The organism is Phytohabitans kaempferiae, from assembly GCF_042433955.1.
GTDB lineage: Bacteria > Actinomycetota > Actinomycetes > Mycobacteriales > Micromonosporaceae > Phytohabitans > Phytohabitans kaempferiae.
The window spans coordinates 87,044-111,544 of the sequence record NZ_JBHLUH010000039.1; the positions used below are offsets into that span (position 1 = coordinate 87,044).

25 protein-coding genes are annotated in these 24,501 nt (G+C 70.7%); 22 read left to right on the plus strand and 3 right to left on the minus strand.

The genetic code is table 11. From position 1 onward, the window contains the following. Positions 1-18 precede the first annotated feature (18 nt). The 16 genes from ACFFIA_RS18985 to yczR all read left to right on the plus strand — a co-directional run bounded on the left by ACFFIA_RS18985 (position 19) and on the right by yczR (position 16,613). Positions 19-1,017 (plus strand): DUF1028 domain-containing protein, encoded by a 999-nt coding sequence (locus ACFFIA_RS18985; protein WP_377252805.1) that lies wholly within the window; start codon positions 19-21, stop codon positions 1,015-1,017. After that, positions 1,014-2,621, plus strand: coding sequence for an ABC transporter substrate-binding protein (locus ACFFIA_RS18990; RefSeq protein WP_377252806.1), 1,608 nt, complete (start codon positions 1,014-1,016; stop codon positions 2,619-2,621). The genes ACFFIA_RS18985 and ACFFIA_RS18990 overlap by 4 nt, the downstream gene beginning before the upstream one ends. Before the next feature lie 70 nt (positions 2,622-2,691). Beyond that, positions 2,692-3,711, plus strand: a complete 1,020-nt coding sequence (locus tag ACFFIA_RS18995) for an ABC transporter permease (RefSeq protein ID WP_377252807.1) — start codon at positions 2,692-2,694, stop codon at positions 3,709-3,711. Then, entirely contained in the window at positions 3,708-4,565 is an 858-nt protein-coding gene (locus ACFFIA_RS19000) for an ABC transporter permease (protein WP_377252809.1), read from the plus strand. The genes ACFFIA_RS18995 and ACFFIA_RS19000 overlap by 4 nt, the downstream gene beginning before the upstream one ends. Further along, positions 4,562-5,515 (plus strand): ABC transporter ATP-binding protein, encoded by a 954-nt coding sequence (locus tag ACFFIA_RS19005; RefSeq protein ID WP_377252810.1) that lies wholly within the window; start codon positions 4,562-4,564, stop codon positions 5,513-5,515. Before ACFFIA_RS19000 ends, ACFFIA_RS19005 begins: the two co-directional genes overlap by 4 nt. Beyond that, entirely contained in the window at positions 5,512-6,450 is a 939-nt protein-coding gene (locus tag ACFFIA_RS19010) for an ABC transporter ATP-binding protein (protein WP_377252811.1), read from the plus strand. Before ACFFIA_RS19005 ends, ACFFIA_RS19010 begins: the two co-directional genes overlap by 4 nt. Before the next feature lie 3 nt (positions 6,451-6,453). Then, positions 6,454-7,644 (plus strand): M20 family metallopeptidase, encoded by a 1,191-nt coding sequence (locus ACFFIA_RS19015; RefSeq protein WP_377252812.1) that lies wholly within the window; start codon positions 6,454-6,456, stop codon positions 7,642-7,644. After that, positions 7,637-9,049, plus strand: a complete 1,413-nt coding sequence (locus ACFFIA_RS19020) for an amidase (RefSeq protein ID WP_377252813.1) — start codon at positions 7,637-7,639, stop codon at positions 9,047-9,049. Before ACFFIA_RS19015 ends, ACFFIA_RS19020 begins: the two co-directional genes overlap by 8 nt. A 54-nt stretch (positions 9,050-9,103) precedes the next feature. After that, positions 9,104-9,664 (plus strand): hypothetical protein, encoded by a 561-nt coding sequence (locus ACFFIA_RS19025; protein ID WP_377252814.1) that lies wholly within the window; start codon positions 9,104-9,106, stop codon positions 9,662-9,664. 14 nt (positions 9,665-9,678) lie between these two features. Beyond that, positions 9,679-10,671 (plus strand): LLM class flavin-dependent oxidoreductase, encoded by a 993-nt coding sequence (locus ACFFIA_RS19030; RefSeq protein WP_377252815.1) that lies wholly within the window; start codon positions 9,679-9,681, stop codon positions 10,669-10,671. A 71-nt stretch (positions 10,672-10,742) separates the two neighbouring features. Next, positions 10,743-11,414 carry a MurR/RpiR family transcriptional regulator gene (locus tag ACFFIA_RS19035; protein ID WP_377252816.1) on the plus strand — a complete coding sequence of 224 codons (672 nt, stop codon included), beginning with the start codon at positions 10,743-10,745 and terminating at the stop codon, positions 11,412-11,414. A 16-nt stretch (positions 11,415-11,430) separates the two neighbouring features. Further along, positions 11,431-12,552, plus strand: a complete 1,122-nt coding sequence (menC, locus tag ACFFIA_RS19040) for an o-succinylbenzoate synthase (protein WP_377252817.1) — start codon at positions 11,431-11,433, stop codon at positions 12,550-12,552. A gap of 80 nt (positions 12,553-12,632) precedes the next feature. Further along, the gene (locus ACFFIA_RS19045; RefSeq protein WP_377252818.1) at positions 12,633-13,463 is read left to right on the plus strand and encodes an ABC transporter ATP-binding protein; all 831 of its coding nucleotides are present in this window, start codon (positions 12,633-12,635) and stop codon (positions 13,461-13,463) included. Positions 13,464-13,472: 9 nt separating this feature from the next. Then, a complete protein-coding gene (locus ACFFIA_RS19050; protein ID WP_377252819.1) occupies positions 13,473-14,234 on the plus strand; it encodes an ABC transporter permease in 762 nt (253 codons plus the stop codon). A gap of 45 nt (positions 14,235-14,279) precedes the next feature. Then, positions 14,280-15,056 carry a MerR family DNA-binding transcriptional regulator gene (locus tag ACFFIA_RS19055; RefSeq protein WP_377252820.1) on the plus strand — a complete coding sequence of 259 codons (777 nt, stop codon included), beginning with the start codon at positions 14,280-14,282 and terminating at the stop codon, positions 15,054-15,056. Positions 15,057-15,194: 138 nt separating this feature from the next. Next, positions 15,195-16,613: a MocR-like transcription factor YczR gene (yczR, locus tag ACFFIA_RS19060; protein ID WP_377252821.1), complete on the plus strand. Its 1,419-nt coding sequence runs from the start codon at positions 15,195-15,197 to the stop codon at positions 16,611-16,613. Here yczR and ACFFIA_RS19065 read toward each other — a convergent pair. From ACFFIA_RS19065 to ACFFIA_RS19075, 3 genes are all read right to left on the minus strand, one after another. After that, on the minus strand, positions 16,608-17,375 hold the full coding sequence (locus tag ACFFIA_RS19065) for an SDR family NAD(P)-dependent oxidoreductase (RefSeq protein ID WP_377252822.1): 768 nt from the start codon (positions 17,373-17,375) through the stop codon (positions 16,608-16,610). The two genes, yczR and ACFFIA_RS19065, sit on opposite strands and share 6 nt — an antisense overlap. Continuing rightward, positions 17,372-18,307, minus strand: coding sequence for an NAD(P)-dependent oxidoreductase (locus ACFFIA_RS19070; RefSeq protein WP_377252823.1), 936 nt, complete (start codon positions 18,305-18,307; stop codon positions 17,372-17,374). The genes ACFFIA_RS19065 and ACFFIA_RS19070 overlap by 4 nt, the downstream gene beginning before the upstream one ends. Positions 18,308-18,552: 245 nt before the next feature. Next, positions 18,553-19,332 (minus strand): SDR family NAD(P)-dependent oxidoreductase, encoded by a 780-nt coding sequence (locus tag ACFFIA_RS19075; protein WP_377252824.1) that lies wholly within the window; start codon positions 19,330-19,332, stop codon positions 18,553-18,555. 78 nt (positions 19,333-19,410) lie between these two features. On the opposite strand from ACFFIA_RS19075, the gene ACFFIA_RS19080 reads away from it, so the two are divergent. The 6 genes from ACFFIA_RS19080 (at position 19,411) to ACFFIA_RS19105 (ending at position 24,501) form a co-directional block, all read left to right on the plus strand. Next, positions 19,411-20,217: an SDR family NAD(P)-dependent oxidoreductase gene (locus ACFFIA_RS19080; protein ID WP_377252825.1), complete on the plus strand. Its 807-nt coding sequence runs from the start codon at positions 19,411-19,413 to the stop codon at positions 20,215-20,217. Positions 20,218-20,226: 9 nt separating this feature from the next. Continuing rightward, positions 20,227-21,474: a cytochrome P450 gene (locus ACFFIA_RS19085; protein WP_377252826.1), complete on the plus strand. Its 1,248-nt coding sequence runs from the start codon at positions 20,227-20,229 to the stop codon at positions 21,472-21,474. 76 nt (positions 21,475-21,550) lie between these two features. Then, positions 21,551-22,714, plus strand: coding sequence for a thiolase C-terminal domain-containing protein (locus ACFFIA_RS19090; RefSeq protein WP_377252827.1), 1,164 nt, complete (start codon positions 21,551-21,553; stop codon positions 22,712-22,714). A 4-nt stretch (positions 22,715-22,718) separates the two neighbouring features. Beyond that, complete coding sequence (locus ACFFIA_RS19095) at positions 22,719-23,159, plus strand: Zn-ribbon domain-containing OB-fold protein (protein WP_377252828.1); 441 nt, start codon at positions 22,719-22,721, stop codon at positions 23,157-23,159. Beyond that, positions 23,156-23,920: an SDR family NAD(P)-dependent oxidoreductase gene (locus ACFFIA_RS19100; RefSeq protein ID WP_377252829.1), complete on the plus strand. Its 765-nt coding sequence runs from the start codon at positions 23,156-23,158 to the stop codon at positions 23,918-23,920. The genes ACFFIA_RS19095 and ACFFIA_RS19100 overlap by 4 nt, the downstream gene beginning before the upstream one ends. Further along, entirely contained in the window at positions 23,917-24,501 is a 585-nt protein-coding gene (locus tag ACFFIA_RS19105) for a TetR/AcrR family transcriptional regulator (RefSeq protein WP_377252830.1), read from the plus strand. The genes ACFFIA_RS19100 and ACFFIA_RS19105 overlap by 4 nt, the downstream gene beginning before the upstream one ends.

Consider the following 24,501-nt stretch of genomic DNA (forward strand, 5'->3'; position numbering starts at 1 on the left):
TAAGTTGGAGGAGGTGCGGTGACGTTCTCGATCGTGGCCGTCGACCCGGCGACCGGTGAGATCGGCGCGGCCGTGCAGTCGCACTTCTTCGCCGTCGGTCGCCGCTGCCTCACCGTCCTGCCCGGGATCGGCGCGGTCGCGTCGCAGGCGTTCGGGGATGCCGGCCACGGACCGCTCGCCCTCGGCGCGCTCTCGACGTCCGGTGCCGGCCCCGCCCACGTCCTGCGGCGGCTGATGGCCGACGACGAAAACCGCGAACTGCGGCAGGTCATGGTCGTCGACCCGCGCGGCGAGGCGGCCGCGCACACCGGCTCCGGATGCATCCCGCACGCCGGTCACCGGATCGGTGACGGCGTGGCCGCGGCGGGCAACACGCTCTCCGGCCCGCACTGGCAGGACATGGTCGACGCGTACCGGGACACCCCCGGCCCGATCGAACAGCGCCTGCTCGCCGCCCTCTCCGCCGCGCAGACGGCCGGCGGCGACCTGCGCGGCATGATGTCCGCCGCGCTCAAGGTCGTGGGTCCGGAGCCGACCCGCTGGCCCCAGCCGGGCACTCGGCTGGACCTGCGCGTCGACCACCATCCGTCCCCGATCGAGGAGCTGACCCGCCTGGCGGCGCTCTCGGCGGCGCACGCCAGGCTCACCGCCGGTGTCCTCACCGCCGGCCGGATCGTCGGCACCGGGGCGGCTCCGATCGACGGCACCAACGCACCGGGGATCCTCGACGACCTGGCCGAGGCACAGCACGCCTTCGGCGACGACCCCGAACCCACCTTCTGGCGGGGTGTCGTGGCGGCGCGAGTCGGCCGCGACGCGCTCGCGGCCGCCTGTTTCGCGCGGGCCATCGCGCTGCACCCGCCGTACGAACAACTCGCCGGCGCGCTCGAACGCGCCGGCCGGCTCCGGCTTCCCCCGGGCGGACTCCGCGCGCTCCTGGCGGCCCACCCGGACGCCTCACCCTTAACGACCGCCCAGTTTGGTCGGAACGGACAGATGGAGACCCCCAGCACATGAGACGAAAGCACATCGCGCCGCTCGTGGCGGCCGCGCTCACCGGCGTCGTCGCGCTCAGCGGCTGCCAGGGCGGGTCGCAAGGCGACTCCGGTGGCCGGTCGCACAGTTTCATCGTCGGCGCCGGCGAGGTGGACGGGCTCGACCCCGTCCAGACCAAGACGATGACCGCCCAGATGGTCGTGGCGAACCTGTACGCCAACCTGATCGAACAGAAGATGGTCCCGGTGGCGGACGGCTATCTCGACGGCGCGGACGAGTACGTCAACGGCATCGTCGAGAGCTACGAGACCGCCGAGGACGGCAAGGTGCTCACCTTCAAGCTCGCCGGCGGGCTGACCTTCGCCGACGGCTCGCCGCTCACCGCCGACGACGTCGTCTACACGATGAAGCGGACGCTCTCGGATGCCTCCTACGTCAGCGGCTCCAGCACCGTGTTCATGCACATCAGCGACGCCGAGAAGCAGATCGTCGCGGTCGACCCGTCGACCGTGCGGGTCACGCTCGACTCACCGGCGCCGGCCGTCAACGCGTTCCTCGCCCTGAGCACCTTCGGCATCCTGAGCGCGGAGAAGGGCAAGGCGAACGCGGGCGCGAACGGCGCCGCCACCGAGTTCTTCGTCAAGAACGCGACCCCGTCCGGCCCGTTCACGCTGGACTCGTGGACCGCCGGCGAGAGCGTCAAGCTCGTCAAGAACCCCAAGTACGTGCACGCGGGCGACGTCTACCCGGAACAGCTCACCATCCTCAACATGGCCGACGAGGACCAGCGCTACCTCGCGCTGAAGAACGGCGACATCGACGTGGCGCTCGACCTGTCGCCCCGGCTGGTGAAGGAGGCTTCCTCGGAGGCCGCGCTGACCGTGCACAGCATGCCCAGCAGCACGCTCTACTACCTGGGCATGAACCCCAAGGTGGCGCCCTTCGACAACAAGCTGGTCCGCCAGGCGGTGGCCGCCGCCGTGCCGTACGAGCTGCTGATGCAGGAGGTCCTGCTCGGCCAGGCGAACCCGGCGTACGGCGTGGTCCCGCACAACATGACGACCAGCACCGCGCCGTCGGAGAAGGCCACGCAGTACGAGACGAACGCCGAGCGGGCCAAGCAGCTTCTCGCTCAGGCGGGGGTGCGTGACCTGACCGTCGACCTCTCGATCTCCTCCGCCGACCCGATCTCGGTCGACTCGGCCGTGCACATCCAGTCGGCGCTCGCCCAGGCCGGCATCAAGGCCCAGATCAAGCAGCTGGCCGACGCCGACTTCGAGACCCGGAGCAAGGCTCAGGAGCTCGGCTTCTTCGTCGCGAACTGGGCCTCGTGGGTGCAGGATCCGTTCTTCCAGATGCGTGCCCTGCTGCTGACGGACCGGGCGACCAACCGGACCGGCTTCGCCAACGCGGCGTTCGACAAGCTCGTCCTCGACGGCATCGCCGAGGGCGACCGCGCCAAGCGCGACGAGCTGTCGGCCCAGGCGCAGCAGATCGTGATCGACGAGGCGTCGTTCGTCGGCCTGTTCACCAGGAACCTGTCCGTCGTGACACGGTCCGATGTGGACGGCATCACGCTCGCCGACGACCAGTTGCTCCGTCTGAAGTACCTGTCCCGTAAATGATGTCCCGGTTTCGCCGGGCCGGCCGACAGTGGCCGGCCCGGCGACCGGGCCTGCCGTGGAGCGCAACCTCTTGACCAGGTATCTCCTGCGACGCCTGCTGTCGAGCGCGATCACCATCACGCTCATGGCGGTGCTCGTGTTCTTCGCATCCCGGGTGCTGCCCGGCGATCCCGCGGTCATCCGTGCCGGCAACGACGCCACGCCGGAGCTGATCGCGAGGATCCGCGCCGAGCACGGTCTGGACCTTCCGCTGTACGAGCAGTTCCTCAACTACATCGGCGGCCTGCTGCACGGGGATCTGGGCACGTCGGTGCGGACGGGCAACCCCGTCTCCTCGGACCTGCTGACGTTCCTTCCCGCCACGTTGGAGCTGAGCCTGCTGGCGTTCGTCGTCGCCGTGCTGGTCGGCGTCACCGTCGGCACGGTCGCCGCCGCCAAGGCGGGGCGGTGGCCGGACGCGGCGGCGCGCGGCTTCACCGCGGTGGGGGGCTCGATGCCCAGCTTCTGGCTCGCCCTCATGGCCATCTTCGTCCTCGTCTACTCCCTGGGCCTCTTCCCGAGTCCGGTGGGACGGCTGCCGCTCGGCACGAGCGCGCCGCCCCGCCACACCGGCTTCCTGACGATCGACGCGCTCATCGCCGGCGACGGCGCACTGGCCGCGTCGGCGCTGGCCCAGCTCGCGCTGCCGGCCCTCCTGCTGGGGACGCTCAGCTCCATCGCGCTCGCCCGGATCACCCGTACCGCGATGATCGACGCCCTCAGCTCCAGCCACGCTCGGGCCGCGCGCGGCCTGAACCTCAAGCGCCGGCACATCCTGTTTCAGGAGGGCTTCCGCAACGCGCTGCCGACGATCGTCACCTCGATGGGCTTCGTCGCCGGACACCTCATCGCCGGCAACATCATCGTCGAGCAGATCTTCTCGTGGCCCGGGATCGGGCGGTACCTGAGCACCGCGATCTCGCAGAGCGACCTGGACGTCGTGCAGGGCTTCGTGATCGTCGTCGGCGTCAGCTACGTGCTCATCAACCTCGTCGTCGACCTCCTCTACGTCGTCTCGGACCCGCGCATCGACCTCCGGAGGGCAGGATGACGACCGCCACGGTGCCCGTCTCCGCGCGACCGCGCCGCCGGCTGGCCTGGCTGCGCGGCCACGGCGACCTCGGACTGCGGCTCGGGCTGCTCCTGCTGGCCGTACTCGTGCTGATCGGCCTGGTCGGCCCGCTGCTGCTGCCCGACCCGAACGCGACGGCGGCCGGTCAGTCGCTGCTGCCACCGGGTCCGGACCACCTGTTCGGCACCGACCGGTACGGCCGCGACCTGCTCGCCCGTACGGTCGCCGCGATCCGCCTCGACCTCGTGCTCGGCATCGGAGTCGCCGTCGCCGCGATGCTGCTCGGCTCGCTGCTGGGCGCCGTCGCCGGCTACCTCGGCGGCATCGTCGACGAGGTGGTCATGCGCCTCACCGACGCGCTGCTGGCCTTCCCGGGCTTCGTACTCGCTCTCATGGTCGTCGCCTTCACCGGCAACAGCCTGGTGTTCATGGCGATCGGCGTCACGATCGGATCGATGCCCCACTTCGTCCGGCTCGCCCGCGCCCGGGCACTGTCCGAACGGGAACTCGACTACATCCCCGCCAGCAAGTTGGCCGGCAGCGGGAACGGCGGCATCATCTTCGGGCACATCATGCCCAACACGATCGGGGCGCCGCTCATCCAGACCACCGTCACCGCCGGATGGGCGATCCTGGACATCGCGGCCCTGTCGTTCCTCGGCGTCGGTGTCCAGCCGCCCACCGCCGAGTGGGGCACGATGATCTCGGAGGGCTACAGCGAGATCCTCACCGGCAAGTGGTGGCCCGCGTTCTTCCCCGGCCTGTTCATGCTCATCGCCGTGCTGGCCTTCCAGCTGATCGGCGACGGGCTCTCGAAATGGAAGAACTCATGAGCCTTCTCGCGGTCAACGACCTCGACCTCCGCATCGCCCGGACCGGGCAGACGCTGCTGCGCGACGTCACCGTCTCCATCGAGCGCGGTTCCATCGTCGGCCTGGTAGGCGAGTCCGGCTCCGGAAAGTCGATGTTCTCGCTGGCCCTCATGGGACTGCTGCCCAACGGCATCGAGGTCTGCGCCGGGGAGGCGGAGGTGGCCGGCCGGTCGGTCTTCCGCGGCGCGTCACACTCCTACGACGCCGCCGCGCGGGACCGGATCGCGCTCGTGTCACAGAACCCTCGGGCCGCGCTGAACCCGACCATGCGGGTCGGCAAGCAGATGGTACGCGTGCTGCGGGAACGCCGCCGGATGGGAAAGGTCCAGGCGCGGGACGAGTCCCGGGAGCTGTTGCGCAAGGTGGGCATATCCGATCCGCTGCGGGTCGAGCGCGCCTACCCGCACCAGCTCTCCGGAGGGATGTGCCAGCGGGTCGTCATCGCGATGGCGCTCTCCGTGCGGGCACCTGTGCTGATCGCCGACGAACCCACGACCGGCCTCGACGTCACCATCCAGGCGCAGATCCTGTTGCTGCTCAAGGAACTGATGGCCGACGGCGACCGGGCGGTCCTCATGGTGACCCACGACCTCGCCGTCGTGAGCAGCATGTGCGACCAGGTGATCATCCTCTACGGCGGCCAGGTGATGGAGGTGGGGCCGACGCGGGACATCTTCCGCGATCCCGTGCACCCCTACACGCGCTTCCTCCTGGAAAGCCTCGAAGACCACGTCCCGAGCGCCGACGACATCGGCGACCAGGTGACGGAGGCGTCGGTGGACTTCTCGCTCGCCGGCTGCCGCTTCGCGAAGCGGTGCCCGTTCAGCACGGACGTGTGCCACCGCGAGGTCCCGCTCGCACGCCGGAGCGAGACGCGGACCGTCAACTGCCACCACCGAGGTGTCTCGTGAGCCCGTTGCTTCAGGTCGACGACCTCGTCATCACCTACGCGAACGGCCGGCGACGCGTCCCCGCCGTACGCGGCGTCAGCTTCGCCGCCGAGCCGGGGGAGACGATCGCCCTGGTCGGCGAGTCCGGCTGCGGGAAGTCGTCGACCGCCCGAGCCATCGCCGGGCTCGAGGCGTCCACCTCCGGCCGCGTGCGCGTGGCCGGGCATGACGTCGGCGCCATCGCCCGCGACCCGAAGCTGCGCCACCTCGTGCAGATGGTGTTCCAGCACTCCGACCAGTCGCTGGACCAGATGTGGTCGGTCGAGCGCATCGTCGCCGAGCCGCTGGTTCGGATGCACGGCATGCGGCGCGGTGCCGCCCGCGACCGTGTGGTCCCCGCGCTCGCCGAGGTCGGGCTCGGTGAGGAGTACATGAGCCGGCGACCGCGCGACCTCTCCGGTGGGCAGGCGCAACGGGTGGCCATCGCCCGTGCCCTGATCACCCGTCCCCAGCTCGTCGTGCTCGACGAGCCCACCGCGAGCCTGGACCAGTCGGTGCGGTCGCGAGTGCTGTCGCTGCTGCGGCGCCTGCAGGACGAACGGAAGATGACCTACGTCTTCATCTCCCACGACCTGGCCAGCGTGCGCCGGATCGCGCACCGCGTCGCCGTGATGTACCTGGGGCGCATCGTCGAGGTGGGCACCACCGCCGAGATCTTCCGCAACCCGATGCATCCGTACACCGAAGGCCTGCTCGAATCCGAACCGCGCGTGACGCCGAACCAACCGTGGGAGATCACCCCGATGCGGGGCGAGACGCCCAGCCCTTCGGCCATCCCCACGGGATGCGCCTTCCAAGGGCGGTGCCCGCTCGCCGGCCCGGAGTGCGCGGCCGTCGATCCCCGTCTCGTCGAGGTCACCGGTGGTCGGCTGCTGGCCTGTGTGAAGAAGGACTGACACGTGCCCACACTGTCCCGGCCCCGGCCGGCACGTCTTCTGTCGGCCGCGGCGCGCCGCCTGCCGCAGCTACTCGACGACCTGAAGGTGCTGGTCGAGTGCGAGTCCCCGTCGGCGGTCCCGGCCGCGCTCCACGAGTGCGCCGACCACCTGGACGGCCTCGTCCGCACGCGCGTGGGTCGCGAGGCCGAGTGGCGTGGCGAGGCGCTGCCGCACCTGCGGTGGCGGTGGGGTGACTCGGCCAACCGCGTCCTCATGCTGACCCACTTCGACACGGTCTGGCCCGTGGGCACCCTCGTGGACTTCCCCTTCTCCCACGAGGACGGCCTGGTCCGCGGCCCCGGCAGCTTCGACATGAAGGCGGGGATCGTCATCGCGGTGCACGCGCTGGCGGTACTCCGGGAGGTGGCCGGCGAACAGGCACTCGACGGGATCTGCCTGCTCGCCACCGCCGACGAGGAGCTCGGGTCCGGCGGTTCGCGGGCGCTGATCGAGTCGGAGGCGAAAGGCTGCCGGGCCGCCCTCGTCTTCGAGGGCGCCGGAGCGGACGGCGCGCTGAAGACCGCCCGCAAGGGCACCGCGCACTACGTGCTCCGCGTGCACGGCAAGGCATCCCATGCCGGCCTGGAGCCGGAACGAGGCGTGAACTCGGCGCTGGACGCCTCCCGCCTGACCCTCGCCGCGGCTCGGCTGTCCGACCCGGCCCGAGGCACCACCGTGACACCGACCCTCGTGACGGCGGGCACATCCAGGAACACCGTCCCCGACCTCGCCGAGATCTCCCTCGACGTGCGGGCCGCCCACCCCGACGAACAGCGGCGCGTCGACGACGCCCTGCGGCGGCTGGTGGCGGAGCCGTCACCGATCGGATGCGGCCTCGAACTCGTCGGCGGGCCGAACCGCCCTCCGATGACGGAGCAGACGTCCGCGGCACTCTACGAGACCGCGCGGCAGGTGAACCGCACGCTCGACCTGCCCGAGCTCGACCAGGTCTCGGTCGGTGGCGGGTCAGACGGCAACCTCACCGCCGCGCTGGGCATCCCCACGCTGGACGGGCTCGGCGCGGTCGGTGGTGGCGCGCACACCCGCGAGGAGCGGGTCAGCTCCGACCGCCTCGTCGACCGCGTCGCCCTCGTCGCCGGGCTCCTCGCCGAACTGCTCGACAACCCCGCGACAGGAGACGACCGTGGCTGAGCCGCTGGACCCGTTCGCCCCGGCGACCGAGGTCGCCCGCCGCATCCGGGAGCGGGAGGTGACGCCGCTGGAGGTGGCGCGGTTCTACCGCGACCGTGTGGACCGGCTCAACGACCGGCTCAACGCGATCGTCTGGCTGGACGAGGCGTTCCTCGACCGCGCCGAGCGCGCGACCAGGGAGCTGGCGGACCGAAGCGACCTGCCGCCGTTCTTCGGCGTGCCGATCGCGGTCAAGGACGTCCAGAACGTCGCGGGACAGCCGAACACGAAGTCGTCGCTGGCCGTCTCGGACGCGCCGCAGGCGCGCGGCGACATCTTCGTCGAGCGGCTGCTCGCCGCCGGCTTCACGCCGATCGGCCGGTCCGCCTCCTCCGAGCTGGCCGCGACGCCGACGACCGAGAGCATCAAGCACGGCGTCACGCGCAACCCGTGGCATCCGGAGGTGAGCCCGGCCGGGTCGAGCGGCGGGTCGGCGGCGGCGATCGCCGCGGGCATGGTGCCGGCCGCGACCGCCACGGACGGCGCCGGCTCGATCCGCCTCCCCGCGTCCGCGTGCGGCCTGGTCGGCCTCAAACCCAGCCGTGGGCTGCTCCCGCAGCGGATACCAAACTGGGAGGGCTCGTCCGTCGACGGCGTGCTGACCCGGACCGTCGCCGACACCGCCGCGATCCTGGACGTCGTCGCCGCTCCCGACCCGTACGCCTGGACGGTGACCGCGACCCCGCCGCCGGAGTACCTGCGGGCACTCCGCGACGACCCGCCGCCGCTGCGGATCGCCCTGCTCCTGCGGGCGCCCGGCGACATCGAGGTGGACGAGGAGTGCGTGGCGGCGACCCGCGAGGTCGCGGACCGGCTCGCCCGGGACGGGCACGAGATCGTCGAGGTGGCGCCGACGATCGCGCGGAGCCCGGCGATCGACCTCTACCGCCGCTTCGTCGGCCCCGCCGGCAGCCACCTGCTCGACTACGACCTCAGCCAGCCGATGCAGCCGGGCGTACGCGGGCGCCTGCGCCACATCGAGGAGATGTCGGTACGTGAGTACGTGCGCGCCGTGGCCGAGCTGAAGCGGCTGACCCGCGACCTGGTGCGCCCCTGGATCGAGGACTTCGCCGTACTGCTGACGCCGACGAGCGCGGTCCGCACCCCACCACACGGCGTGGTCACCCACGACCACAACAACCCTGACCAGGGGCAACCAACCCTCAAGGCGGTCGGGGCGTTCACCGGATGGGTCAACGTAGCCGGGCTGCCGGCGATCTCGCTGCCGACCCACACCGACTCGCGCGGCGCCCCGCTCGGCGTCCAACTCGTCGGCGGCCCGTTCTCCGAGGCATCGCTCCTGAGGATCGGCCGGCGGCTGGAGCGGCAGTACCACTGGCCCGACCGCCGCCCGGCCGGGATCTGAGGAGAGACAGCAGTGACAGACACAGGAAACGAACCGAAAGGTCAAGGCAACCCCATGGGAATGGACACCACCGAGTACGACAAGCGGCAGGTTCTGGCTCTGCACAAGCAGTGGTGGAAGGCGAACGTCGGGCTCGACATCCCGGCCATGCGCGAGTGCTTCCCCTCGGGCAACGCCTTCTCGATGTTCAACCGCAACAGCTTCACGTACTTCGGCATCGACGAGGTGACCAAGCTCTGGCAGCACTTCATCGACACCGACATCCCGCCCCGCCTGACGCAGACCGTGGCCGTCCTGCGCATCGAGGCGCGTGCCGACACCGCCTGGGTCATCAGCGAGCTGACCTACCGGCGCGTCGCCCCCGTCCAGACCGAACGGCACTGGGAGAATCCCGACGTCGACCAGACGTTCGGCAGCAAGGCGACCGAGATCTACCACCGTGACAACGGCGCGGGCGTGCCGGAGTGGAAGATGTGGCATTTCCAGTCCGGACCGCTCCAGCCCTTCGAGGAGCCGCGCCCGGCCTTCGACGACACGTTGACCGACCGGGGCCTCGGCGGCAACCCGTACGGCGAGCCGATCACGTACACCTTCACCCTCGACCGGCCGGCCTGAGGAGCGCGCGGACGATGACGGAGAAGCGCGCCCCCCGGATGTCGCTGATGCTGAGCAGCGCGGTCCCGCCCGACCAGACCCTCGCGGTCGCCCGGTTCGCCGAAGAGTCCCGCTACTCCAAGCTCTGGATCACCGAGGACTACTTCCGCAAGGGCGCCTTCTCCACCGCCGGAGCCGTGCTCGCGGCGACCGGCGGCATCAAGGTCGGCCTCGGTATCGCGTCACCGTACGTGCGGAGCCCCGCCACCTTCGCCATGGAGGTCGCCACCCTCGAAGCGATGTTCCCGGGCAGGTTCGAGGCCGGCGTCGGGCTGGGCAGCCTGCGGGCCCTCGACGCCCTGGGCCGCCGGCCGGAGAAGGCCATCAGGTCGCTGACCGACCGCCTCCGGCTCCTGCGCTCGCTGCTCTCCGGCGCGGACACGCGCTGGCGGGACGAGCTCGACAACCTCGACGGCGTACGGCTGCACTATCCGGCGGCGGAGCCCTCGCGCATCTGGGTAGCCGCCGAGTCCCCCCAGATGCTGCGGATGGCCGCGCGGGAGTCCGACGGGCTCATCCTCTCGGCGCTCTCCTCGCCCGGGTACGTCTCCTGGGTACGCGAGGAGATCGCGCCCGCGCTCGCCAAGCGCGGCGTCGACCTGCCGATCGCGGCGTTCGTCTACACCAGCCTCCACGACGACGAGGAGGTCGCCTTCGGCAACGCGCGGGAACTCGTCGCCGCCCGGCTCGCGTCCGGCCGGGTGACGCCCACCCTCGCCCGAAGCGGGATCTGGGAGGAGATCGAGCCGCTGATGGGGCGCCCGGTCGACGAGCTGCGGCCTCGGCTGGGGCCGGAGGTGGTCGGGAGCTTCGTCGCCTACGGCACCGTCGCGTCGTGCCGGGAGCGCCTCCTCGCGTACGCGGCCGCCGGCCTGGACGAGATCGCGCTGGCCCCGATCCCGGTCGCGGGGAAACTCAACCTCGCCGAGGTGATGCCGCTCCTGGCACAGTTCGTCCCCGCGACGTAGTCAAGACCCCGCCACGGAGGCGCTGACGCTATCGTCTCCCTGCCGCGGCCGCCATGACCGAAGGATCGACAGTGACCCTCGACGAGACGCAGATCCAGAGCACCGAGTCGGACAACCGCAGCCTGGTCAGCCCAAGAGACCGCTACGCGGCACGGCTGCAGATGAACATGTCCGCCGCGAACCTGCGGGCCCGCGTGCTCGACGCCGAGCTGAGGAACCTCCAGCGGACCTTCGACCACCTGGGCGAGGACGACTCGCTCGTGCGGGCCGCGAGCGGCATCGTCAGCGCCCGGCGCCGCTTCATCGTCGGCGCGGGCAAGAGCCTCGCCCACGCCACGCTGCTCGCCTGGGACCTCTCCGCCGGCCTCGGCCAGGTGCTGCTGGTCGACGAGGTCACCGTCCGCTCCCTCGACGTGCTCCTCGACGTGCGCCCCAGCGACGTGCTCGTCGCCTTCTCCTTCCGCCGGTACCAGCGCCGCACGGTGACCGTCGCGGAGGAGTTCGCGGCACAGGGCGGGGTCGTCATCGGGATCACCGACGCCCCGGACGCGCCGATCGCCCGGATCGCGCACGAGGTCGTCGTCGTACCCACCGTGAGCGCCTCCTACGCCGACTCGCCGACCGCCGTCGCCGCGGTCATCCACCTGCTCACGACGCTTACCACGGCGAGCGCGAAGGGCGCGCGGCGTAGGCTCGCCGAACGGGAGCGCCTGCACCAGGCGCTCGACACGTACCTGGAATGACGCCGGAGGCGCACGGGTGAAGGTCATCGGCATAGATCTCTATCGGGTCAGGCTGCCGCTGAGGTCGACCTTCGAGACGAGCTCCCACCGCAAGGACGCGATCGAGCACATCCTCGTCCGCCTCCACGACGAGTCGGGCCTCGACGGCTGGGGCGAGATCGCGTGCGGCAACGGACCGTGGTTCTCCGCGGAGTACGTCTCGACCGCGTGGGCCGTCGCCACGGAGTTCCTCGTCCCCGCGGTGCTCGGCCAGGAGTGGCGGCATCCCGGCGAGCTGAACGCGCGGTGGTCAGGGATCGCCGGGCACCTGGCGGCGAAGGCGGGGTTCGACTGCGCGGCGTGGGACCTGTCGGCCAGGCGCGACGGCGTACCGCTCACGGTGGCCCTCGGGACGTCGCCGAGGGCGATCCCGGTCGGCGTCTCGGTCGGCATCGAGGAGTCCAACCAGCGGCTGGTCGAGCGCGTGGGCGGCTATCTCGACGAGGGATACCACCGGGTGAAGCTCAAGATCAGGCCCGGTTGGGACGTCGAGCCGGTCCGGGCGGTACGCGGCGCGTACCCCGACCTCCTGCTGCACGTCGACGCGAACGGCGCCTACCGGCCGGGAGCCGAGTCCGACGAGGTGATGCGCCAGCTCGACGACTTGGGGCTGGCCATGGTCGAGCAGCCGTACCCGGGCCGGGACTTCGTGTCCCACGCCCGCCTGGGGCAGCGGATCGGCACACCGCTGTGCCTTGACGAGTCCATAGAGGACATCGCCGACCTGGAGACCATGCTGGCGCTGGACGCGGCACAGGTGGTCAACATCAAGGTCTCCCGCGTCGGTGGCCTGACGCCCGCCCTGGCCCTCGCCCGGCGGTGTGCCGGCAACGACGTCGGCGTCTGGTGCGGCGGCATGCACGAGTTCGGCGTGGGCCGCGCGGCCAACATCGCCTTCGCGTGCGATCCCGCCTTCGACTACCCGCCCGACCTCTCCGGCTCCGACAAGTACTTCGCCCGCGACGTCGTCGATCCGCCGATCGTCGCGCGGGAGGGGTACGTCTCCCCGGCGCCCGGACCTGGCCTCGGCCTGGCGGTCGACCTGGCCCGGATCGAGTCGATCGCCCTCGACGTCGAGCGGCGCCGAGCCCCGGACTGACGCCCCGGCACCATCCCGGCCCAGAAGTCCGCCCCGCGGGCTTGACCCTGACGCTGCGTCAACCCTCCATGCTGGCCGCCATGACCATCCCTCCAACCACCAGTCCGGTCCAGGGGCCGGCGATCCACCTGCGGGGCCTGGAGAAGTCGTACAAGGAGCTGCGTGTGCTGCGCGGCGTGGACTTCGAGGTGGCGCGGGGCAGCATCTTCGCGCTGCTCGGCTCGAACGGCGCGGGCAAGACCACCGTGGTGAAGATCCTCTCCACGCTGCTCAAGGCCGACCGGGGGACTGCCCGGGTCAACGGCTTCGACGTCGCGACGCAGGCCGCCGGCGTACGCGAGTCCATCAGTCTCACCGGGCAGTTCGCGGCGGTGGACGAGATCCTCAGCGGGCGGGAGAACCTCGTCCTGGTCGCCAGGCTGAGGCACCTCAAGGACCCGGGCGCGATCGCGGATGACCTGCTGAGGCGCTTCTCGCTGACCGAGGCGGGCGGCCGGAGGGTGGCGACGTACTCCGGTGGCATGCGCCGCCGTCTGGACATCGCGATGAGCCTCGTCGGGAATCCGGCGGTCATCTTCCTGGACGAGCCGACGGCCGGACTGGACCCGCAGGCGCGCATCGAGGTGTGGCAGGCCGTCAGGCAGCTCGCCGAGGGCGGCACGACCGTGCTGCTCACCACGCAGTACCTGGAGGAGGCCGAACAGCTCGCCGACCGGATCGCGATCCTCCACCAGGGTCGGATCATCGTCGACGGCACTCTGGCCGAGCTCAAGCAGCTGCTGCCGCCCGCCAAGGTGGAATACGTCGAGAAGCAGCCCTCCCTCGAAGACGTCTTCTTCGCGGTCGTCGGCGAGGGCGGCGACACCGACGCGGGCAGCCAAGCCCGCGAGACCACGTCGAACCAACAGTAGGGAACACCGATGGGCACGCATTTCCTGGGCGACACCGCCGTCCTGCTGGGACGTTCCCTGCGGCACGTCACGCGCAGCCTGGACACCATCATCACGACCGCGATCACGCCGATCGCCATGATGCTGCTGTTCGTCTACGTGTTCGGCGGCGCGATCAACGCAGGGCCGCATTCGTATGTGAACTACCTGCTGCCCGGCATCCTGCTCGTCACGATCGCTTCGGGCATCGCCTACACCACACTGCGGCTCTTCCTGGACATGAGGAGCGGCATCTTCGAGCGATTCCAGTCCATGCCGATCGCCCGGTCGTCCGTGCTCTGGGCGCACGTGCTGACCTCGCTGGTCGCCAATCTGATCTCGCTCGTACTCGTCGTGCTCGTCGCCCTGCTCATGGGCTTCCGCTCGGGGGCGGGAGTGCTGTCCTGGCTCGCGGTCGCCGGCATCCTGGTCCTGTTCACCCTCGCGCTGACCTGGATCGCCGTCATCCCCGGCCTTTCCGCGAAGTCCGTGGACGGCGCCACCGGGTACTCCTACCCGCTCATCTTCCTGCCGTTCGTCAGCTCGGCCTTCGTGCCCACGGACACCATGCCCGGCCCGGTGCGGGCCTTCGCCGAGCACCAACCGGTCACCTCGATCGTCAACACGATCCGCGACCTGTTCACGCGTCAGCCGGTCGGCACCGACATCTGGATCGCCCTCGCCTGGTGCGTCGGCATCCTCATCGTCGCCTACCTCTTCGCCAGCATCTCGTACCGTCGCAGGATCTCCTGAGCCGGCGCCGGCCGGTCCGGGGAGTTTCGAGGGCAGGATCAGAGCATGCTGACGATCGGTCAACTGGCGGCGTACGCCGGCGTCACGGTGCGGGCGGTGCGGCACTATCACCAGATCGGACTGCTGCCCGAGGCGGAGCGGGACGCTTCGGGCTACCGGCGGTACGGCGCGGCGGCGGTCGTGTCCCTCATCAGGATTCGTACCCTCGCCAACGCCGGCGTGCCGCTGTCTCAGATCGGTCACATGCTCGAAGCCGACGCGTCGGCCTTCGCCGAAGCGATCGAAAGGATCGACAGCCAACTGCGCGACGAGGTCGAACGGCTGGAGACCAGCCGAAAGCAGATCGCGCGGCTCGTCGCCGGGGACAGCCTGGCGCTCCCGCCGGAGGTGGTCTCCTATCTCGACCGGCTTCGGGAGATCGGGGTATCGAAGCGGATCGTGGAAGGTGAGCGGGACGGCTGGATCCTGTTCGCGGCACGCTGGCCCGATCGCACCCGCGAGGTCATGCCCTGGAAGCTCGCGCAGCTCGGCGACCCGCAGTACGTTCGGCTCTACCGGCTCCTGTCCGAAGTCATCGAAAGCGACGCGGACGACGACCCGCGTCTGGAGGAAATCGCCGACATCATGGCCGCCGGCCTGGCCGAGCAGGCACGCACCTCCGGCGACATCAACTTCGGCGGCGTGGCGCACGACGACCTACCGTTTCACCTCATGGACGCCCTCGCCATCGAGGCCGATCCGCGGGCGCGGCGGCTTCTGGACCTGATGCGCGAGCGCGGCTGGGCGAGTTGGACCCGGATGGAGCGGGTGGCCAGGCCCTGACCTCCGGGCGTCTGGACATCGACCACTCATGCCGGCGGGAGGAGCGACCTCCCACCTTCCAGGACCAGCGGCAGACGCCGCGGCGGACCAGGACAGGTCGGATCACATCGGATGACGCCGGCGTCCGATACTGAACGCATGAGCAGCCCACCGCTGGCCCTCGGCCCCCGCTTGTCGGCGCGAGCGATGGTGGGGCTCCTCGGCGACTGGGAGAACGAGGCACCGACCTACGTGGCATTGGCCGAGCGGATACGCCTCCTGGTCATCGACGGGCGTGTTCCCACGGGGACGCGGCTGCCATCCGAGAGAAATCTCGCCCAGCAGCTCGGCCGGAGCCGGGCCACGATCGTGGCGGCCTACCAGGCGCTGCGGGATTCCGGGCATGTGGAGAGCGTCCGGGGGTCGGGCAGCAGCGCAATCCTTCCGCACCTGTCCGGTCGGGCCGCACTGCCGCGCACGGTCGATTTCGCCCGTGCGGTGCCGCCGCCCATCGACGGGCTCGCCGAGGTGCTCGGTCGGGTGGGAGCGCGGGCGACGTCAGCCCTGGACGGGCCGGGCTTCGACCTGCTGGGCAACGTGGCGTTGCGCGAGGCGATCGCGGATCGGTACCGCGATCGCGGTCTGCCCACGTCTCCGGATCAGATCCTGGTGACGATGGGGGGCCAACACGCCATCGCGTTGACGGCCCGCACCCTGCTCCGGCGTGCCGACCGGGTCCTGATCGAGTCGCCCACCTATCCGCACGCCTACGAGGCCCTGCGCCAGGCCGGAGCGCGACTGAGCGTCACTCCGGTGGACACCGGCGGATGGGACATCGATCATCTGGTCGAGGCCCTGGGCCGCCTCCGTCCCGCGATGGCCTACCTCATCCCGGACTTCCACAACCCGACGGGCGCCTCAATGCGGCCCGCGGACCGAGAGCGGGTCGTCGTCGCCGCTCAGCGGGCGGGGACCGTCCTGATGATCGACGAGACCACCGCTGACCTCGACATCGACCGTCCATGGCACGATGGCCCATTCGCGCGGCACGCTGGGGGTACGACGGGCGGCGTGGTCACCGTCGGTTCGCTCAGCAAGTCGGTGTGGGGCGGGCTGCGCCTCGGCTGGATACGCGCCGATCGCGCGATCGTCGATCGCCTCGCCCAGGCACGCCCGGCCGGCGACCTCGGGACGCCGCAACTCGAGCAGTTGGTCGGCCAGCAGGTCGTGGCGGCCCTTCCGGCACTTCTTCCCCGCCGGACCGCGCAGCTGCGTGAGCACCGTGACGTCCTGCGCAAGCTCCTGCACCATCACCTTCCGGAGTGGGAGGTGCCGTACCCCGATGGTGGGCTGTCGCTGTGGATCGGGCTGGGCCAGCCGGTCAGCTCCGCCTTCGCGCTCGTCTGCCAGTCGCGGGGCATCGCGCTCTCCGCTGGCCCCAGGTTCACGATCGACGGTTCGCACGAGCGTTTCGTCCGCCTCCCTTTCAGCGCGGTTCCCGCCGACCTCGCCGTGGGCGTGACCGCGCTCGCCGAGTGCTGGCGGCTCCTGGGAAACCGAAACCAGCGAGTCTCATAGCCCTCCCGTGACGTCGAGGACGGCGCCGTTGACGTAGGAGGCATCGGGCGAGAGCAGCCACGACACCGCCGATGCGATCTCCGCGGGCTCGCCGGGGCGTCCCATGGGGATCACCGCGGCCACTCGGCGGGCGCGGTCGGGCTCTCCGGCGCGAGCGTGGATGGTGGTGTTGGCGGTGCCGGGGGCGACCGCGTTGACATGCGTGCCCGTCGCGGCCAGCTCCTTGGCGAGCCCCACCGTGAGCGTGTTGAGAGCCGCTTTGGTCGCGGCATAGGCGACGTACTCTCCCGGCGACCCGGTGCGGCCGGCCACCGAGGAGATGTTGACGATGTCGCGACGCCGCGGTTCGGGACCGTCCTGCCAACGCCGCGCCGCCTCGCGGCACAGTCGTGTCGGGGCGATCAGGTTCACCTGTACCACGCGAACCAGGTCCTCGTCGGAGAGCGCCGTGATGGGAGCCAACCGCCCGGTGACGCCCGCGTTGTTGACGAGCGCCACGACGGTGCCCCGGGCTTCGGCGCGGTCGAACAACTCCCGAGGAGCGTGGTCGGCGGTGATGTCGAGGCGGAGTGCGTGGGCCTGCCCACCGGCGGCCCGGCACTCGGCTTCGACCCTCTCCGCCTCCGCAGTGGAATCCGAATGCGTGAAGACCACCGCGTAGCCGTCCCGGGTGAGGCGTTCGACGATGGCGCGCCCGATACCGCGGCTTCCACCGGTCACGATGACGACCGGCAGCTCCGGTCGCGGCGGGTCCTGGCTCATCGACTTCCTTTCGCCGACGCGTGGCGTTGACCGGTCGCGACCGCGGCGCGTGCCCCGAAGGCGTGCACGACCGCGGCCATGTCCAAGGCGCCGTGGCCGAGGGAGAGCGTCTCGCCGTACAGGGCGTGGCAGACGTCCAGAAGCGGCGCAGGGACGCCGCGAGTGTGGGCGGCCTCTGCGATCAGCCGGTTGTTCTCCAGCACGTTCGCGATCGACGCCTGCACGTCGAAGTCCTTCTCGACAAGTTTGCGGGCCTTGGCGCGGGACACGGTCGAGGCCATCGGGCCGGCGTCGAGGATCCGCATGAGCAGCGCGGGGTCGACGCCGTGCTCCTCGGCGAAGTGGAACGACTCCGCCAGGCCGGTGACCATCGTGATGAGGAACAGGTTGACCGCCAGCTTCGTGACCAATGCGGACGGGACCGGTCCGCAATCGAAGGTCGCCGAACAGCAGTGGCGCAGCAACGGTCGCACGCGGTCGAGGCTCGTGGCCGGGCCGGCGAGCATGGCGACCAGCTCACCGGCCTCGGCCGGGCCGCGTGACCCGGAGACCGGAGCCTCCACATAGGAGCCGCCAGCCGCCTGGATCGCGGCTGACAGCGCGAGCGAGTAGTCCGGGGCGACGGTTCCCATCTGCACGACGGTCCGACCGCTGAGCCGTGCCAGGTCGTTCCGGCCCAACACCGCGTCGATCGCCTGCTCGTCGGCGAGCATCGTCAGGATGATCTCGCACCGCTCGAATACCGCGCCGGGATCCGGAGCGATTCGTGCTCCCGCGGCCCGGGCCGGCTCGCACCGCGACGGCGTGCGGTTCCAGGCGACGAGCGGAATCCCGGCTCGTGCGAGGTTGACGGCCATCGGCTGCCCCATCACGCCCAGGCCGAGGAATCCGACCTCACCGAGGCCGGCCGGAGAAGGCGCTGGCCGGCTCATGACGCGCATGGAGCACCGGGGAGCGAGTGGACAGGAGTGGCAAAACAGTACTTATCGGACGTTCTGCGTAAGAGCTGACCCATCGGCGTCCTCCACTGGTGTCTGGCGAGCGCCGCCAACGAGGCGTACGGCGTGTGGCAATCCCATCGCCTGTGCCGGAGCCACACAACAGTCCACTTCACATAAGTGGACAGGTCAGCCGCTGTCGGACCAGCGAATCCAGGTGGTCGCCGGTGCTGCGGTGGTCAGTGCGACAGGTACCCGCCGTCGATCGGCAGGCTCGCGCCGGTCACGAAGGACGAGGCGTCGGAGCACAGCCAGGCGACTCCCTCGGCGATGTCCCGCGGCCGACCGAGCCGGCCGACCAGGCTCATCTCCTCGGTGAAGTCCTCGACTGTGCGACCGCGGGACGCCAGGAACCCGGCGAGCATCGGTGTCTCCACCGCGCCCGGACACACGGCGTTGACCCGTACCCCGGTCCCCGCCGACTCGAGCGCGGCCACCGTCGTCAGCCCGATCACGCCGTGCTTGGTGGCGACGTAGGCCGCGTTGTGCGCGCGCGGCCGGAACGACCGCACGGATCCCACGTTGACGATCGACCCGTGGCCCTGCGCGTACATCTGGCGCAGCTCGTACTTCAGGCAGGTCGCGACGCCACGCAGGTTGACAGCGGAGATCCGCTCGAACTGGTCGAGGTCGAGTTCGGTCAGCGGTCGGTCGTCCGGGGGCATGGCGGCGTTGTTCACCGCGGCGTCCAGCCGGCCGTACGCCTCCACCGCCGTTCGGACCGCGGCGTCGACCGCGGACGCGTCGGTCACGTCCATCGCCACGGTGGTGGCGGTGCCGCCGGCATCGGCGATGGACGCCGTCGTCGTGGAGGCGAGCCGTTCATCGCGGTCGGTCACGACGACCGTGGCGCCCCGCGACGCCAGCAGGCGCGCGGTCTCGGCGCCGATGCCCGATCCCGCCCCCGTCACCAGGACGACCTTGCCCTCGACGCTCATCGGCGCCTCCTCACCTGTCATCGCGCCCGCGTCCTTGTGCTCGCGACATTGCGCACTGTACCGTCCAATTCAACCAAACGATCGTTTGAAGGGGGATGGATGCCAGCGCGCGGAGGACCGGACCTCGCCGGGACGACGGTGATGCTCGTCGGCGTCGGCGCCTCGGGAGACGTCGTGGGCAACGGCCGGGCGACAGCGCACGCCTTCGCCCGGGCCGGTGCGCGTCTCGCGCTGGTCGACATCGACAGCGCCGTACTCGACGAGTGCGCCCGCGAGGTGGCCGGGATCGGGGTCGACCACGTGAAGGTCGCCGCCGACGTGTCGCGGCCGTCTGACGTGGACCATGCGGTCGGCGTCGCGCTCGACGCGTTCGGCCGGATCGACGTGCTTCACAACAACGTCGGTGTTACGCAGTACGGCGGCCTGGCCCGGACGCCGGTCGACGAGTACGACCGCGTGATGAGCGTCAACGCGCGCTCGTGCTACCTGCTGGCCCAGGCCGTCCTGCCGGGCATGCGCGAGCGCGGCGGGGGAGTCGTCACGAACGTGTCGTCGATCTCCAGCCTCCGGCAGCTCGGCATCGCGTCGCCGGTGTACGACATGAGCAAGGCCGCGGTGAACGCCCTGACCCGCCACATCGCCGCCGCGTACGGACGGTTTGGCGTGCGGGCCAACTCTTTGCTCCTCGGCATGATGGACACCCCGCTCGCGCGAGCCGGCATCGCGAAGGGGACGCGGCCGCTCGACGAGGTGTACGCCGAGTACGAGCGGCGCATCCCGGCCGGGCGGCTGGGCACCGGTGACGACTGCGCCTCGGTCGCGGTGTTCCTCGCATCGCCCGGAGGCTCCTACCTGAACGGGCTCGAACTGCTACTCGACGGCGGCCTGGCCGTGACGACGGCTTGAGGTGTTGACATGACCCACAGTGCGATCAGCGACATCGGTACGTTCTCGATGCACCACGATCCGGTCGATCGTGACCTGTACCCGTTTTTCGCCGAGCTGCGGAGCCAGGCCGGCCCGGTGTGGAGCCCTCGGCACAAGTCGTGGCTCGTCGCCCACCATCCGACGGTGCGCGACGCGCTCGGCCACGCCGACCTGTCGGTCGAGAAGATGGATCCGTTCATCGCGACCCTGGCCGGCGACACCCGGGCCAAGCTCGACCGCATCAACGATGTCCTCCAGCACTGGGTCGTCTTCAACGACCCGCCGAACCACACGCGGATCCGCCGGGCGCTCCAGCAGGTGTTCATGCCCAAGCAGCTGCGGCAGTTCGAGAGCGACGTGCGGCGGATCGTCGAGGAGATGTTCGCCGACCTGGACGGGCGGACCGAGTTCGACTTCATCGAGGCGTTCGCCCTCGGCCTGCCGGCACGGCTGGTCTGCCAGCTCTTCGGCGTGCCCATCGAGGACGCGGACGCCATGTCCCGCTGGGGTCACGGGATCTCGCGGTTCGTGATGGGCGGCAGTGACGACCAGCGGTACGACGACACGCTGGCCGACCTCAAGCAGATGCGCTCGTACTTCAGCGACCTCATGGCCGAGTACCGGACGAGCGACGACGACAGCACGCTTCTGCGTCGCCTCGTCGGGGCCGCGGGCACCGAGGACGGGCTCACCTACGACGAGATCATCGCGACGCTCGTCCTCATCCTGTTCGCCGGCCTCGACACGACGGCGAACGCGCTCGGCAACATGGTGCTCACCCTGTCCAGCCGACCCGACGTGGTCGATGCCGTCCGGGCCGACCCGGGCATCGCACCGGCCGTGATCGAGGATGTCCTGCGGTTCGACACTCCGGCGCCCATGGTGACCCGGGTCGCGAAGGCCGACCTGGAGCTGGGCGGGGTCCGGATCGCCGCCGGTGACCGACTGATCCTCCTGCTCGCGTCGGCAAACCGGGACGAGGCGGTGTTCGACTCGGCCGGCGAGGTGCGGGCCGACCGGCCGGCGAGCCCGCACCTGGCGTTCGGCCGCGGGATCCACTTCTGCCTGGGCGCACCGCTGGCCCGGATGGAGCTGCGGGTCGTGCTGCTGGCGCTGGTCGACCGGTTGCCGCGCTGGACGGTCCGGACCGAAGGGCTCGTCTGGCGCGACGAGCTCCTCGTCCGGGGCCTGACCGCGCTGCCCGTCGTCGTCGACGCCACCGAGGGGTCCGCATGAGCGAGCGCGGCGAGCGAATCATCAAACTCAGCGTGTGTGGAGCCTCATGCCCGCCCGCGGCGAAGCGAGGACGGGCATGAGCATCAAGAACCGCACGGCCGTGGTCGGCGTCGGCCACACCAGGATCTACAAGCGCGGGACCTCGGCGCCGCGGACGATGGAGGATCTGCTCGGCGAGGCCATCATCGCGGCGGTCGCCGACGCGGGCCTCGACATCGCCGACGTCAACGGGTTCGCCTACTACGCCGGCGGGTTCGACACACCGATGCTGACCGAGATCCTCGGCATCCCCGAGGTCCGCTTCTCCGCGTCACTGACCGGGTCAGGTGGCGGATCGGCCGGCGCGCTGGGCCTCGCGGCCACGGCGATCGTCGCGGGACAGGCCGACGTCGTGGTGTGCGTCGGCGGGCTCCAGCAGGCGAAGCAGCGCTACGGCACGTACGCGTTGGCCCGCGAGGCGAACCCCGAGACGGCCTTCTACCACTCGGCCGGTCTCGTCGGCCCGGGCCACATGTTCGCGCTCCTGGCCCGCCGGCACATGCACCGTTTCGGGACCACGCGTGAGCATTTCGCCGAGGTCGCGATCTCCCACCGCGCGAACGCGGTCAACCATCCGCTCGCGTCCCAACGCAAGCCGCTGACGACGGAGGACTACTTCGCGGCGCCGATGCTCGCCGACCCGCACTGCCTGTACGACTTCTGCCTGGAGAACGACGGGGCCATCGCCGTCGTGGTCACGTCGGCGGAACGGGCGAGGGACCTGCGCCACGTCCCGGCGCGGATCGTGTCGAGCGTGCACGGCGGGTCCCGCACCTGGGGGCGTTCCCTGTACTGGATGAACATGCCCGACGACGAGTTCGTGTCGTCCGGCAATGTGCCCATCGCGCGCCGGCTGTACGAGGCGGCCGACCTCACGCCCGGTGACATCGACGTCGCGCAGATCTACGACCACTTCACGTCGCAAGTGATCATGCAGCTGGAGGACTTCGGCTTCTGCGAGCGCGGCGAAGGGGGGCCTTTCGTCGAGAGCGGCGCGATCCGGTTCGACGGCGGGAGCATCCCGACCAACACCGACGGCGGCCAACTGTCCGGCGGCTACATCTGGGGGATGACCCACGTGCTGGAGGCGGTCCACCAGGTGCGGGGGACCGCGGTCAACCAGGTGCCCGACGTGCGGAACGTGCTCGTCACCGGTGGACCGTCGTCCCTGCCAAACAGCGCGCTGATCCTCGGAAGGTGACCGGATGAACGACGACATCGCGAAGGCGCCTCCGGCCGACCTGTTCACCCTCGAGACCGACATGTGGACCGAGCCCTTCTGGGCGGCGGCGCGCGACCACCGACTGGTGGTCTGCCGGTGCGCCGCGTGCGGCCAGACGCGGTTTCCGCCCGGGCCGTACTGCCCCGCGTGCCGGTCCCAGCAGGCCGAGTGGCCCGAGCTGCCCGGCACCGGGGAGGTGTTCGCCTACACGGTCGTGTCCCGCTCGATCGTGCCGGAGATGGACGCCAGCATCCCGTACGTCCCAGCCGTCATCGCGCTCGACGGCGCCGACGGTTGCCGCATCATCTCCAACGTCGTCGGCTGCCCGGTGTCGGAGGTGGCGGTCGGCTCGGCGGTGCAGGTCGAGTGGGAGGACCGGGCCGACGGGGCGACGATCCCCCGATTCCGGATGAGGCGAACGTGACTTCTGACCACCTTTTCTCCCTCGAAGGCCGCACCATCCTGGTGAGCGGCGCCTCCTCGGGCATCGGTCTGGGGCTGTGCCGGGCGTTCGCGGAGCGCGCGGCAACCGTCGTCGCGGTGTCGCGGTCCGCGCCGGACTCGGTCGACCTCGCGCGGCTCGCCGACGACCACGGGGGCCGGGTGCACCGGTTCGCGGTCGACGTGTCGTCGGCCGAGTCGGTCGCCGCGGGACTGGAGCGGATCGCCGGCGTGGTGGACCGCGTCGACGTCCTGGTCAACAACGCGGGCGTGAGCAGCGAGTCGCTGATCCTCGCCCGTGACGTCGACGAGTGGCACCGCACGATCGGCGCGAACCTCACCGGCCCCTACCTGCTGACCTCCGGCGTGGCGTCGCGCATGGTGGAGGCCGGGCGCGGTGGGAGCATCGTGAACGTCTCGTCGATCGCGGCGCACCGAGCCGTCAAGGGGCTCGCCGCCTACGCCGCCTCGAAGGCCGGGCTCGAGCAGCTGACGCGCGTCGCGGCCGTCGAGCTCGCTCCGCACGGCATCCGAGTCAACGGCATCGTCCCGGGCTACGTCCGCTCGGGGATGAACGCCGGGTACCTCGACGCCGGAGCGGGGGAGCGTCTCGCGCGCCGGATTCCGCTGGGGCGCGTGGGGCAGCCCGCCGACATCGAGGGCGCCGCGGTGTTCCTGGCGTCGGCCGCTTCGGCCTACGTCACCGGTACGGTCATCGCCGTGGATGGTGGATTCCTGCTATGAGTCGTGACAACGAGGGTCGTACGCCGCCGCGGAAGCGCGACCGCGAGGTGCTTGACGCAGCCGCGAAGGTCTTCTACGCGGAGGGGTTCGCCGGTGCCTCCGTGCAGCAGGTGGCTGACGAGCTGGGCATGCTCAAGGGAAGCCTGTACTACTACATCAAGTCCAAAGACGAGTTGCTCCGCCGGCTGATCGACGAGACGCACGCCGAGCTCGCCGCGATCGTCGACGAGGTCGTGGCGATGGACGCCGACCCCAAGGCGCGCCTGCACCGGTTCGTCGAGCGGTCCGTGCAGTACAACGTCGACAACCTCGCGCGGATCTCGGTCTACTACGACGACCTCGCGCGGGTCGACGAGGAGCGCCGTCGCGAGATCTACGCCGACCAGCGCGCCCAGGAGGACATCGTCGTCGACCTGGTGAAGTCTCTGCGGACCGACGCCGCGGACGCGCGGAAGTACGCCATGTGCGTCTTCTCAACCATCATCTGGACGTACCGCTGGTACCGGCCATCCCGGTTTCCAGAGGGCGACATCGCTCGGGTCTGCGCCGACTTCGCCGTGCGCGGGGTCGTCGAGGGCTGA